This is a genomic window from Sinanaerobacter chloroacetimidivorans, from assembly GCF_018128545.1.
Classification (GTDB): Bacteria; Bacillota; Clostridia; order Peptostreptococcales; family Anaerovoracaceae; genus Sinanaerobacter; species Sinanaerobacter chloroacetimidivorans.
In genome coordinates this window covers 1-12,739 of sequence record NZ_JAGSND010000034.1, presented here as the reverse complement: position 1 = coordinate 12,739, position 12,739 = coordinate 1, and the positions used below count along the sequence as shown (strand labels likewise).

Genomic DNA, 12,739 nt, shown 5'->3' with positions numbered 1-12,739 from the left:
GCTGAACTTTGGATTTAAGAAAATATCCGAACAGGTTTCGTCAATGATATAGGATGAAGATAATGTTATTTTTAATGATGGCATTCAAGTTTTGCTATAACCCAAAAACACCGATTAGGGATACCGTTTGTTTTTGGGGTTAAAAATAACGAATCGAGACCATATCATTAGAAACCTGTGAGTATTTTCGTGATACAAAGTCAGACCTTTGGCTTGTCAAAACTCAACTACTTCGATCTGGCAGTTGAATGATTCGGTTTAAATACTAATAAATGAAATTTGACTAACTAATAAATATTATTCTTTGAGCAAATCCTTAATCTCATCAAGCAGGGCTGCATCAATATCTTCCAGAATATCTTTTGATTCTCTTGTATCCAGACGGGTGATCTGCTGCTTTTTATAGGTGTAGAAATCCGTACTAAGCTTTTCCGGCTTGTCCTGGGTTTTTTCATCCAGCACCAAACGAACCTTGATTCTGTTTTCCAGAATATTTGTTTCCGTGACGATTCCGATGCCGTCATCGGTTTTGATACGTTCTCCTACTTCGGGCATTCCTTTTCGGAGCTCATAGTAGATGTCATTTTCGTACTTCAGGCAGCACATCAATCTGCCGCAAATCCCTGAAATTTTAGTTGGATTTAATGATAAATTCTGTATTTTGGCCATCTTGATGGATACTGGTTCAAATTCCGGCAGCCAGGTATGGCAGCACAACGCTTTGCCGCAGGTGCCGATACCTCCTACCATCTTGGCCTCATCACGTACACCGATCTGGCGAAGCTCGATTCTCATTTTAAATACTCCAGCCAGATCCTTTACCAGTTCTCTGAAATCCACTCTTCCATCTGCAGTAAAGTAAAAAATGATTTTACTGTTATCGAAGGTGTATTCCACATCGATGAGCTTCATTTCCAACTCGTGTTTATCTACTTTTTCCTGACAAAGCTCCAGTGCACGTTGTTTTTTACGTACATTTTCTTTGTGCTGTGTGATATCATTTTCATCTGCAATTCTGACAATTTTCTTTAGGGGAGGTACAATTTCACTTTCCGGTACTTCTTTTATCCCGGTGGTGACCGTACCAAACTCCATGCCTCGTGCAGTTTCTACGATAACATTGGTACCCTGCTCAACTTCGAGATTGTCAGGGTCAAAATAATATATCTTTCCGGCTCTCTTAAATCGAACGCCCGCTACTCTTACCATACTTTCTCTCCTCCTGCGAAGATTTTTTATGCTGATATCTTCAAAATCATACTTTTTAAGGTATAACTGATATTAAAATTTCTATTCAGGTCATTTTTAGCCTCTTCAATGCAGGCGATGGCCTTATGGATATCAGTTTCTGGGTAAAGCCTGCTTTTTTTCAGTAGATCCTCCTTTAGCTGCGAAAGGGTCACAATATTTCTATCATATTTACATAGCGCCAGGTCCCTGAACCAGCGTTCCAGAAGATCCAGGAATACCGCTGCTGCCTCCCTTGTTGACGACATCTCCATAACTTTTTTAGAAACAATGTAAAAAGGTTTATTTTTTAGCAGTAATTCCCCTACTTCTGCAGTTGCTTCCATAATGTCTTCATAATTGGGGGAATCGTAAGGTTTCAGTTTATAAATGACGCATCTTGATAAGATTGTCTGCGCTAAATTTTCCAAATTATCGGAAAGAAGAATCATGACAGTGCCCGGAAAGGGCTCTTCCAGAGTCTTGAGCAGTCTGTTCTGCGCTCTTACAGTCATCGTATCCGCATCCTGCATAATAACAATGGTTCGATCTCCGACATAAGGTTTTTTCTTCAGCCGACTCTGCAGCTCTTCAATGGATTCATCTTTGATGCTGCTGCCTTCCGCTTTCAGTAAAATCACATCCTCGTGATTGCCATGGTTTATCTTATTACAGGAAGGGCAAACTTCACAGCTGTCATCCGATTCGCCGCTGCAAAGAAGAGCCTTTACAAAATTTTCAGCAAGACTGAACTTGTCAATACCGGCATCGCCTTCAAAGATGTAGGCATGAGAAATGTTTCCGCTGTTTAAAGACTGGCACAGCCTTTCAATGACTTTCTCATTTCCTTGAATTTCTCTTAACGACATACACTCTCCTGTTTTATCCCAAATTGTTTATCTATATGAATGAAGAATACTTACAATATGATTCTTTCCATATGTGCTTTTATTTTTTCACTGATTTCATGAATTGTACCTGAAGCATCAATTCCAATAATTCTGTTCGGATTCTGCTTTTCCAGATTCTGATAAGCCTGGAAAACTTCCATGTGATATTCCAGCTTTTCTAATTCTAGTCTGTCCTGCTCTTCTGCTTTAATTCTATGCTTTCCAATTTCGGGGTCGACTTTCAGCAGAAAGGTGATATCCGGCAGGATCCCTTGAACTGCAAACTCATTGATGATCCTTACGTCATCTCCGAGTTTTCTTCCAAATCCCTGATATACAATACTGGAATCCATAAAACGATCACAAATCACTGTTTTTCCGGATTCAACCGCCGGCTTGATTACCTCCGCAACATGCTGGGCTCTTGAAGCTGCATATAAAAGTGCTTCCGTACGATAATCCATTTCCATATTGTTTTTATCAAGAATAATTTCTCTTATTTTTTCACTGATGGCCGTACCGCCCGGTTCTCTCGTTAAAATAGCTTCATATCCCTTTTCCGCCAGAAACTTCTTCAGCATTTCGATCTGCGTTGTTTTTCCGGAACCATCCGGTCCTTCAAAGGTTATAAATAAACCCTTACTCATAAATTATTATCTCTCCTACTTTGATTTTTTGGTGAATTCGTCAAAAAGTTTTCCCATTAAAATAATCGACATATATAGTAAAGGCACACATAGCAATGCCACGAAAATAATTTTTAGAATCATCATATCAGCATCCTCCCTGCTCCGCTGAAATACCAATGTTAAGTATAACACAAAAACCCGTCGTAATCGACGGGTTTTTAATTATTTTATACGATATTTACTAGAAAAGTTACGTGTAGATTCTAAAATTGTCTAGAGAAAATCATCTACATTATCCTTTGTGATTAATGTAAAGTCAACTAAAATTTCTGAATCTACCGTTTCACCATTTGCGATTGCATAACAAGCCTTCATAGCCTCGGTTCCCTGAGCAGTTGTACTCTGAGATACGGTAGCAGTTAATCTTCCCTCTTTTACGGCTGCCAAAGCATCAGGAGTCGCATCCAGTCCATAAATTTTGATGGAATCCTGCAGATTTGCATCCTCAACCGCTTTTAAAGCGCCAAGCGCCATTCCGTCATTCTGTGCAACGATAGCTTTAATATTTTTTCCTGCCTGCAGCCAGTTCTCAACCAAGCTCAGTGCTTTAGCCGTATCCCATTCTGCAGTGCTTTCAAAGACCTTGTTGATTCCGGCATTCTTATCCAGAACTCTTTGGTAACCTTCTGATCTGCCTATCTGCGCATCAGAGCCCATTGGTCCAAGCAGGAACGCAACATTGCCTTCACCGCCGATATCCTCTGCAGCCTTTGTCATTTCCATTTCTCCGCCGTCAGCATTGGAAACGCCGACATAAGCGTCAGCAGCAGACGGATCGCTGATCTGCTGATTTACAATCACTACAGTAACACCAGCCTCTTTTGCCATTTGAACGGCAGGGATAATTCCATCGACGGATACGGGTTCAATGATGATTCCATCCACTCCCTGGTTTACAGCTGTTTCTATCTGACTGATCTGTTTTGCAACATCCTGACCGGCATCATTTACAGTAAGCTCTACTCCCAGTTCTTCAGCTTGCGCTTTAACGGCATCGGAAAGCTCAATGGTAAATGCGTTGGACATGTGTGTCATAAACAGTGCGAATTTTGTAGGAGCCTCCGATTCATCATCGGTAGTTCCAGTTCCCTCTCCTGCACATCCGGATAAAACAGCAATCATCATTGCTACTACTAATAGGATTGCAAGAAACTTACTTTTTTTCATTTTAATCTCCTCCTCAATGAAAATTAAAAATTTTAATTTTATTATATTGTTTATCCTTTTTTGTAAAGTTTAAACAATTAATAACGAATAACAGTATCAACTATTCGTTTCTGGCTTTCCCCCTGATGTCCACCAATACTGCGATGGCAATAATGGCTCCCTTGATTACCATTTGGTAATTCGAAGAAACATTTAAAATGTCAAGTCCGTTTGCCAGTACTGCAAGAAGCAATGCACCGATCAGAGTTCCATACCATTTTCCCGCACCGCCGGACATGCTGATTCCGCCGATAATAACGGCTGCGATAGCATCCAGCTCATAACCCTGTCCTGCCGTCGGTGCACCGGATATGGTTCTGGAGGCCAGCAATACGCCTGCTATGCCCGCCAAAGTTCCGGAGATTGCATAAACGGACAGTCTCATCCTTTTCACATTAATTCCGGATACCTTTGCTGCTACATCATTACCTCCAATGGTGTAAATCCGGCGTCCAAAAACTGTTTTTGTAAGGATAAATCCACTTGCCAGAATGATAATGAGAAAATAAACAGCCAAAATCGGAATGATTGTTCCCGGTATGAATCCGCTGGCAATTCCTTTAAAAGCATCAGACAGTCCGTAAACCGGAGAGCCTCCGCTGGCAATCAGTGCGATTCCGCGAACAGCTGTCATAGTTGCTAAAGTAATGATAAAAGGAGGAATGCTGCCGTATGCAACCCCTATTCCATTCAGTAAGCCAACTGCTACTCCTACCAGGATACCGATGACAATGGGAACAATCAGCGGATAGGTATCCGGGTGTGCAAAATGTGCAGCCATAACACCTGACAATGCGACGGTGGAACCTACTGACAAATCGATTCCGTCAGAAAGGATGACAAACATCATTCCACAAGCAAGAATACCATTGATAGATGCCTGTTTTACTATTCCTATAAGATTGGCCGGTCTTGCAAAAGCATCGGGAGAAATAATCATCAATACAACAACGATTGCTGCAAACGCGATTAAAATGCCAAATTCCCGAAAGCTTCCGCTTAAACGTAATCCTTTTCCCTCAAGTCTTTCATTCATATAATTTTCCCTCCTCTTGCAGATGCAAAATTCATAATTGCTTCCTGTGTAAATTCGTCTCGTTTCAGCTCTCCTGCGATAGTGCCCTCAGACATGACTAAGATTCGATCACTGATTCCCATAACCTCCGGCATTTCGGATGATATTACAAGAATTCCTTTTCCCTGCTTAGCCAGTTTCCCGATCAGGGTATAAATGTCTCTTTTTGCACCTACGTCAATTCCTCTGGTGGGTTCATCAAATATGATAATTTCCGGTTCATCCAATAACCACTTCGCAAGTACTACCTTTTGCTGGTTTCCACCGCTCAGTGAAATAACCGGCGTTTTTTTGCTATGGGTTTTAATCTTTAAAGACTCTATATATTGTTCGGCAGCAGTACCCTCCTTCTTCTTGTCTATGATGCCGTATTTCGCGAGCTTACGGATAGATACAAGGGAAATATTCTGTTCCACTGTTGATTTTAGGTTCAGGCCGGTACGTTTTCTGTCCTCCGTTATCATTGCCATTTTATGAGCGATGGCCTCCTTTGGATGTTTGATTCGGACCTCTTTTCCTTTTACCAGAATTCTGCCGCTGACAGCGGGCTGAATACCGAAGATAGTCTCAACCAATTCGCTCCTACCGGATCCGACTAAACCCGCAATTCCTAAAACCTCACCACTGTGAAGCTGAAAACTAACATGATTTACACGCTTTCCCCGGCAGAGATCCTGAATTTCCAAAAGTGTTTCTTTAATCTCGGCGTTTTCTTTCGGGTAGACTTCTTTAATTTCTCTCCCTACCATTAAGGATATTAATTTATCCCGGGTAAAATCTTTACTGTCACCTGTACCTGCAAGGACTCCATCTCTCAGTACTGTGATGCTGTCTGCAATCTTAAAAATTTCATCCATTTTATGAGAAATGTAAATGATAGCGACCCCTTTATTTTTTAATTGCTCTATTTGTGTAAACAAAACATCCACTTCTTTTTCCGTAATAGCCGAAGTAGGTTCATCCATAATGATGATGTTTGATTTCAAAGAAATCGCCTTTACAATTTCAACCAGCTGCATTTCGGCAACACTTAGTCTTCTGGTTATTGATTTCGGATTAATGCTTATGTTCATGCTTTGAAACAGCTTTGCAGTCTCTTCTCTCATTGCCGATTTGTCAACAATTTTCAGCTTCTCAAACCCAGTTTTTAGCAATTCCCTTCCTACGAAAATATTCTCTGAGACTTCCATATCCAAAACTGGGTTCAGTTCCTGATGAATCATGGAAATCCCCTTGGAAATAGCATCTTTGGGACTTGTAATATTGATTGCTTCTCCATTCAGAAGAATGCTGCCCGAATCGGACTTATAAATACCCATTAATATTTTCATTAACGTAGACTTTCCTGCCCCGTTTTCACCCATCAGCGCATGTACTTCACCCGGTTTAATTTTCAAGGAAACCTTGTCCAATACCTTAACACCGGAGAAGGATTTACTGATATCATTCATTTCTAATACGTATTCCATCTTTCCTCACCCCTTAAGCTATGAGTTAAATTGTATTTCTTATTTATTATGATTGTTTTGTTTAATTTGATTAATTCTTGGGTATATTTTATCACTGTAAAATAAAGAATTCAATGCGCTTTTAGTTTTAGAAATTAACTATTGTTTTGCATCTAACTTCATGCTAAAATATACTCAAAACATAATCAAACAACACTAAAATATAACAACTTCAGTGAATTTCAATAAACGTCAATAAATAGGAGGTGTTTGCATGACAATTGCCAACATGAAAGAGCTAATCCGGAATGCTGTACTCGGAAAAAAAGCAGTTGGCGCATTTAATGTGGGTAACATGGAAATGATAATAGCAGCTATAAAGGCAGCCGAGGATTTAAATTGCCCCATTATCATGCAAATTGCAGAAAAGCGTCTTAGTCATTCCCCGTTAGAATTAATGGGTCCTATGATGGTTGCAGCTGCTAAAAATGCAAAGGTTGAGATTGCAGTGCATTTTGACCATGGTACGGATATCCATAAAATAAAACAGGCTTTGGAACTAGGCTTTACTTCCGCAATGTTTGACGGATCCCATTTTCCGATGCAAGAGAATATTGACAGAACCAAAGAAGTCATTCATCTGGCATCCCGATATGGGGCAGCTGTAGAAGGCGAAATCGGAATCGTTGGCGGCAGTGAGGGAGGAAATACTGAACATGCCGTAAGTTATACAAAACCTGAAGATGCAGTATCGTTTGCTGCAGAGACGGGACTGGACGCACTTGCGATTGCAATTGGAAATGCTCACGGCAATTATCCTGTAGCACCTGATTTACGTTTTGATATATTGCAAGAAACCAGCATGCAAATTGACACTCCTCTTGTTCTTCATGGAGGAACCGGATTGACTGCTTCCGATTTTAAAAAAGCGATTAGTCTGGGTATACGAAAGGTCAATATTGCAACATCCTGTTACGATTCTTTAACACGATCAGCCCTAGGCTATTTTGAACATAATCAGCAGCCAAACTACTTTGGTTTAAACGAAGCTATGATAGAGGGCTTTTATCATAAAGTGAAGGAGCACATTCTAATCTTTAATGAATAAGGAGGGGTAACGATGAAGTATATCGACTTTGACAAAAAAAGGCCAATGGATCTTGTTCTTCTGGGAAGAATCGCAATTGATTTCAACCCGGTTGACTATTTTAAGACCTTGGAAGAAAGCACTACCTTTCGTAAATATCTTGGCGGCTCGCCTGCAAATATTGCAGTAGGCATTGCCAGATTGGGAAAAAGAGTAGGGTTTTTTGCCAGAGTGTCTGATGACCGTTTTGGTGATTTTGTAGTGAATTACTTTGAGAATGAAGGAATTGATGTTTCCCGCATCAGAAGATGCACCAACGGGGAAAAGTTAGGCCTGACATTTACAGAGATACTGAATGAAAATGAAAGCAGTATTTTAATGTATCGTAATGATATTGCGGATCTGCAGCTCGACGTATCCGATATCGATGAAGCCTATATTAAAAACAGCAAGGCGATTTTAATATCCGGTACGGCGCTTGCCGAAAGCCCTTCCAGAGAAGCTGCCCTGCGGGCATTATCACTGGCAAAAAGGACCAATACCCCAGTCATCTTCGATATAGACTATAGAGAGTATAACTGGCGCAGTAAGGATGAAATTTCGATCTACTATTCCATAGTCGCCAGACAAAGTGATATAATACTAGGATCCAGAGAAGAATATGATCTGACGGAAAGGCTGATAGAGCCAGGACGAACGGATATGGAGACAGCAAAATACTGGCATTCCCAGGGGGCAAAAATAGTAGTCATAAAACATGGGAAACAAGGTTCCACAGCCTATACCAATGACGGTCAGAAATATTCCATCAAGCCTTTCCCGGTAAAAGCTCTGAAATCCTTTGGAGGCGGTGACGGATACGCAGCTGCTTTCCTGTTCGGGTTACTGGAAGGGATGGACATCCATGAGTGTCTTGAGCTGGGAAGTGCTTCCGCTTCACTTCTGGTTGCAAGCCATGCTTGCTCGGAAGATATGCCCACTCTTGATGTTATAAAAAACTTCATTGCTAAATCAAAAGAAGAATTTGGCGATATGGTGGCTATTTCGGAAGAATAAAATAAATTATGTTAGAAAGAAAGGTAAGAAGAAGAGATGACGACTCAAAGAATGACTATGGCGCAAGCCCTCGTAAAATTTTTAGATAACCAATATGTAAGTTTTGACGGTGTTGAAACCAAGTTTGTTGAGGGAATCTTTACTATATTTGGTCACGGTATTGTTTTGGGACTTGGTCAGGCATTAGACGAAGATCCCGGACAGTTGAAAGTATTACAGGGAAGAAACGAGCAAGGCATGGCCCATGTAGCCACAGCCTTCGGCAAGCAAAATAACAGAAGAAAGATTATCGCATGTGCCTCCTCTATCGGACCTGGCGCCGCGAATATGGTAACAGCTGCCGCTACAGCAACTGTAAATAATCTTCCATTGCTGCTGCTTCCAGGCGATACCTTTGCGACAAGACAGCCTGATCCTGTACTGCAGCAGATCGAACAGCCATTCAGCATGACTATTACTACAAATGATGCTTTTAAGCCGGTTTGTAAATACTGGGATCGAGTTAGCCGACCTGAACAACTGATGAGTGCCATGATCAACGCCATGAGAGTTCTCACCGATCCGGCTGAAACCGGTGCGGTTTGCGTTGCAATTCCGCAGGATGTACAGGGTGAAAGCTTTGATTATCCGGATTATTTCTTCAAGAAGAGAGTACACAAAATAACGAGACCAACCCCAGTATCAGATGAATTGGAAGATGTTATTCAAGCAATCATGAACAGCAAGCATCCTATGGTAATCTGCGGCGGCGGTGTAAGATATTCAGAAGCAGGAGAAACTCTTGAACAATTCTGCGAAACCTTTAATATTCCTTTTGGAGAAACACAAGGCGGAAAAAGTGCCTGCAAATCCAGTTCTCCATATTGTTTAGGAGGTATGGGGGTAACCGGAAATCTGGCTGCAAATACCATTGCTGAAAAAGCTGATTTGATCATTGCGGTAGGAACCAGACTTTCCGACTTTACAACCGGATCAAAAGCCCTGTTCCAGAATCCGGATGTAAAATTTATTTCCATCAATGCTTCCAGATTCCAGGCTTACAAAGTGGACAGCATAAAGGCTGTAGGCGATGCGAAAGCGACACTGATCGGCCTGACTGCCGCGTTGCAGGAAAAAGGATACAAATCTGCTTATCAGAATGAAATCAAAGAAGCAAAAGCAGCCTGGGATAAGGAAATGAAGTGGTTTGCCGAATATGCATACGATGAAAACTTTAAGCCAATTGTTGAGTCAAGAGAACCAAAGAGTATCGACGAATTTATCGCTTTAACCGGAGGTACGATTACACAGACATCTGCTCTTTGCCTCATAAGAGAGACTATAGATAAAGACGCTATCATTGTAGGTGCTTCCGGAAGCTTACCAGGCTGTCTTCAGAGAATGTGGGCTACCGATAAGAGAGACTCCTACCATATGGAATATGGTTATTCCTGCATGGGATATGAAGTAGCCGCTTCACTTGGTGCAAAGCTAGCTTCTCCGGATCAGGAAGTATATGCGATGACCGGAGACGGAAGCTATCTTATGCTTCATACCGAGCTTGTTACTTCTCTTCAGGAAGGCAAGAAAATCAATGTTCTTCTCTTTGATAACTGCGGTTTTGGATGTATCAATAACCTGGAAATGTCCAACGGTGTTGGAAACCTTGCTACCGAATTCAGATATCGTGATGAAGACAACCAGCTTCTCGGCGGTCTGATGCCTATCGACTTTGCAAAATCAGCTGCCGGTTATGGTGTAAAAACTTACACTGCAAAAACACTTGAAGAATTAAAAGTTGCCTTAGAGGATGCTAAAAAGCAAACCGTTTCAACATTGATTGATATTAAGGTACTTCCAAAAACCATGACAGAAGGCTATAAATCCTGGTGGCATTGTGGAATTGCAAGCACTTCTGCAAAAGACAGCATCAAAATTGCTTATGAAAGCAAAGAAGCAAATCTAAAGAAAGCCAGACTATACTAATATAAAATGCGTTGTATCTAATTTAGCAACTCCCTTTCAATTAACAATACTATAAAAAAATTGCACCTCACTAGTTGGGTGCAATTTTTTTATATACCATAATATTAAACATCAATGCATATTTTTTATAGCTATTTTATTACTCAGCGATGATAATGTCTATTTCGTTTTCATCGGAAAACTCTCTGATTTCCACCGGAGGGGTATAATCGCAGACAATAGCCGAAAGCCTATCCATCCCGCAATATGTCATGATCGCTATGTGATTGAATTTCTCCCTGCTTACCAATAAGTATACATCTCTGCTTCGTCGTACTGCCATGCATTTGATTTCATACTCTTTCGTAGAAGAATTTGTTATGCCGCCTTCGACAGACACGCCTGCAGACGCCATAAAGGCCTTGGAAATATTATAATTATTGAGCACTGCCGTAGCACTATCCCCGGTGAAAGAAAGGGTTTCTCTATCCAGTTCTCCTGATAATGAGATGATTTTAATATTCTCATGTGGAATTGCCCGAATTATAATTTCCAAATTGTTCGTTATAATGGTAAGATTCTTTTTCTCCTTCAGATACTCCATCATATGGCAGGTAGTTGTACCGGAATCGATAAAGATAACATCGCCATCCTCAATAAGTTCAGAGGCCTTACAGGCTATTTTTTTCTTTGCTTCAAGGTTGCTGATATTTCTTTCACTGAAAGGCAGCAGTTCCTTATTTGTTTTTACCGTAACACCACCATAGATTTTTTTGATATTTCCTTCGGCTATAATTTCTTTTAAATCTCTTCTGATAGTATTTTTGGAAACCTGAAATACTTTACAGAGTTGATCCAGGGTAACCGTTCTATTTTCTATGATGTAATTTTCAATATCATTAATTCTCTTTGACCTCATTTGGAACTCCTTTTTCTATGATCAAATGATTTATACTTGTATTATATAGGACTTATCCACATAAATCAAATAATATATTAAATTAACCATCACTTTACAAGGATTTATCCAATTTTTTTATTGGCTTTACCCAAGCTAGTGCTGTTCTATCCTCTCTAGCTGCCTACCATCGATTATAAACGATTTTTCCTGATTCTTTGGATAAGCACTATGTAGTATTTTCTTGGCCATCTTGTATGCGTATTTTGCCCTTCTACCGTTAAAATCCCTTGCTTTAGTATGTGGATTGGACAGGCCTATTATAATAAAAAAACCAAGGATTCTTCTTCTGTAATTGAGCTGCAGTTGTGCTCGGCGGGTTGATATCTCTTTAGACAGTATCTGTCTGGAAGATTGTCTCTGACATATAGAAAAACCGGCGACGTCCTACTTTCCCAGGCAACGTTCGGCATTTCATGCCTCACTCCTACACTCGTTTCTCTCGCTTCGCTGTCCTGTTTTACGCTATGGCTAAAGCCATGTAAAACAGGCAACGTTCGGCATTTCATGCCTCACTCCTACACTCGTTTCTCTCGCTTCGCTGTCCTGTTTTACGCTATGGCTAAAGCCATGTAAAACAGGCAACGTTCGGCATTTCATGCCTCACTCCGACTTCGCTTCGCTACGCTGCTGTCCTGTTTTACACTGCGACTAAAGTCGCGTAAAACAGGCAACGTTCGGCATTTCATGCCTCACTCCGACTTCGCTTCGCTACGCTGCTGTCCTGTTTTACACTGCGACTAAAGTCGCGTAAAACAGGCAACGTTCGGCATTTCATGCCTCACTCCGACTTCGCTTCGCTACGCTGCTGTCCTGTTTTACACTGCGACTAAAGTCGCGTAAAACAGGCACCTGCCCACAGATCATTACTTGGCGCAAAGCTGGTCACCGGATGATAGCTAATCATTGATTGTATAAAAAAATACACCCCAGACTGGAGTGTATTTTTTTATTAAACCGGCGACGTCCTACTTTCCCAGGCAGCTGCCCGCCAAGTATCATCGGCGCAAAGGAGCTTAACTACTGTGTTCGAGATGGGAACAGGTGTAGCCTCCTTGCTATAGTCACCGGATCTTGAGGTGTGTACCCTCAAAACCGAACAATGTCAAAATATCTATTCTTACTTGAAACCATTGGTCAAGCGTTCGACCTATTAGTA

Annotated in this window: 10 protein-coding genes and 1 rRNA gene; 3 read left to right on the top strand and 8 right to left on the bottom strand. The window is 41.0% G+C overall.

Annotation, left to right across the window (positions count from 1 at the left end; all coding sequences use genetic code 11):
* Nucleotides 1–297: 297 nt before the first annotated feature.
* The 6 genes from KCX82_RS22335 to KCX82_RS22310 form a co-directional block, all read right to left on the bottom strand.
* Complete coding sequence (locus KCX82_RS22335; RefSeq protein ID WP_227020650.1) at nucleotides 298–1,209, bottom strand: PSP1 domain-containing protein; 912 nt, start codon at nucleotides 1,207–1,209, stop codon at nucleotides 298–300.
* A 26-nt stretch (nucleotides 1,210–1,235) separates the two neighbouring features.
* The gene (locus tag KCX82_RS22330) at nucleotides 1,236–2,096 is read right to left on the bottom strand and encodes a DNA polymerase III subunit (protein WP_227020649.1); all 861 of its coding nucleotides are present in this window, start codon (nucleotides 2,094–2,096) and stop codon (nucleotides 1,236–1,238) included.
* 50 nt (nucleotides 2,097–2,146) lie between these two features.
* Entirely contained in the window at nucleotides 2,147–2,764 is a 618-nt protein-coding gene (gene tmk / locus KCX82_RS22325; RefSeq protein ID WP_227020648.1) for a dTMP kinase, read from the bottom strand.
* Between the two features lie 255 nt (nucleotides 2,765–3,019).
* Entirely contained in the window at nucleotides 3,020–3,973 is a 954-nt protein-coding gene (locus KCX82_RS22320) for a sugar ABC transporter substrate-binding protein (RefSeq protein ID WP_227020647.1), read from the bottom strand.
* Nucleotides 3,974–4,073: 100 nt separating this feature from the next.
* On the bottom strand, nucleotides 4,074–5,048 hold the full coding sequence (locus tag KCX82_RS22315; RefSeq protein ID WP_227020646.1) for an ABC transporter permease: 975 nt from the start codon (nucleotides 5,046–5,048) through the stop codon (nucleotides 4,074–4,076).
* Nucleotides 5,045–6,556, bottom strand: coding sequence for a sugar ABC transporter ATP-binding protein (locus tag KCX82_RS22310; RefSeq protein WP_227020645.1), 1,512 nt, complete (start codon nucleotides 6,554–6,556; stop codon nucleotides 5,045–5,047). Before KCX82_RS22310 ends, KCX82_RS22315 begins: the two co-directional genes overlap by 4 nt.
* Before the next feature lie 253 nt (nucleotides 6,557–6,809).
* Between KCX82_RS22310 and KCX82_RS22305 the strand changes: the two genes are divergently transcribed.
* The 3 genes from KCX82_RS22305 to iolD are packed head-to-tail and all read left to right on the top strand — an operon-like array spanning nucleotide 6,810 to nucleotide 10,643.
* On the top strand, nucleotides 6,810–7,643 hold the full coding sequence (locus KCX82_RS22305) for a ketose-bisphosphate aldolase (RefSeq protein WP_227020644.1): 834 nt from the start codon (nucleotides 6,810–6,812) through the stop codon (nucleotides 7,641–7,643).
* A gap of 12 nt (nucleotides 7,644–7,655) precedes the next feature.
* Nucleotides 7,656–8,678 (top strand): 5-dehydro-2-deoxygluconokinase, encoded by a 1,023-nt coding sequence (gene iolC, locus KCX82_RS22300; protein ID WP_227020643.1) that lies wholly within the window; start codon nucleotides 7,656–7,658, stop codon nucleotides 8,676–8,678.
* A gap of 51 nt (nucleotides 8,679–8,729) precedes the next feature.
* Complete coding sequence (gene iolD / locus KCX82_RS22295; RefSeq protein ID WP_465250702.1) at nucleotides 8,730–10,643, top strand: 3D-(3,5/4)-trihydroxycyclohexane-1,2-dione acylhydrolase (decyclizing); 1,914 nt, start codon at nucleotides 8,730–8,732, stop codon at nucleotides 10,641–10,643.
* A gap of 139 nt (nucleotides 10,644–10,782) precedes the next feature.
* On the opposite strand, the gene KCX82_RS22290 is transcribed toward iolD, so the two are convergent.
* Together KCX82_RS22290 and rrf are read right to left on the bottom strand one after the other, a co-directional pair.
* Entirely contained in the window at nucleotides 10,783–11,541 is a 759-nt protein-coding gene (locus KCX82_RS22290; RefSeq protein ID WP_227020641.1) for a DeoR/GlpR family DNA-binding transcription regulator, read from the bottom strand.
* Nucleotides 11,542–12,535: 994 nt separating this feature from the next.
* A 5S ribosomal RNA gene (gene rrf, locus KCX82_RS22285) occupies nucleotides 12,536–12,652 on the bottom strand.
* Between the last annotated feature and the right edge of the window lie 87 nt (nucleotides 12,653–12,739).

What these genes read in the sequence shown, in the direction of transcription:
- KCX82_RS22335 (WP_227020650.1), bottom strand. Translation starts at nt 1,209, where the DNA reads ATGGTAAGAGTAGCGGGCGTTCGATTTAAGAGAGCCGGAAAGATATAT.
- KCX82_RS22330 (WP_227020649.1), bottom strand. Translation starts at nt 2,096, where the DNA reads ATGTCGTTAAGAGAAATTCAAGGAAATGAGAAAGTCATTGAAAGGCTG.
- tmk (WP_227020648.1), bottom strand. Translation starts at nt 2,764, where the DNA reads ATGAGTAAGGGTTTATTTATAACCTTTGAAGGACCGGATGGTTCCGGA.
- KCX82_RS22320 (WP_227020647.1), bottom strand. Translation starts at nt 3,973, where the DNA reads ATGAAAAAAAGTAAGTTTCTTGCAATCCTATTAGTAGTAGCAATGATG.
- KCX82_RS22315 (WP_227020646.1), bottom strand. Translation starts at nt 5,048, where the DNA reads ATGAATGAAAGACTTGAGGGAAAAGGATTACGTTTAAGCGGAAGCTTT.
- KCX82_RS22310 (WP_227020645.1), bottom strand. Translation starts at nt 6,556, where the DNA reads ATGGAATACGTATTAGAAATGAATGATATCAGTAAATCCTTCTCCGGT.
- KCX82_RS22305 (WP_227020644.1), top strand. Translation starts at nt 6,810, where the DNA reads ATGACAATTGCCAACATGAAAGAGCTAATCCGGAATGCTGTACTCGGA.
- iolC (WP_227020643.1), top strand. Translation starts at nt 7,656, where the DNA reads ATGAAGTATATCGACTTTGACAAAAAAAGGCCAATGGATCTTGTTCTT.
- iolD (WP_465250702.1), top strand. Translation starts at nt 8,730, where the DNA reads ATGACTATGGCGCAAGCCCTCGTAAAATTTTTAGATAACCAATATGTA.
- KCX82_RS22290 (WP_227020641.1), bottom strand. Translation starts at nt 11,541, where the DNA reads ATGAGGTCAAAGAGAATTAATGATATTGAAAATTACATCATAGAAAAT.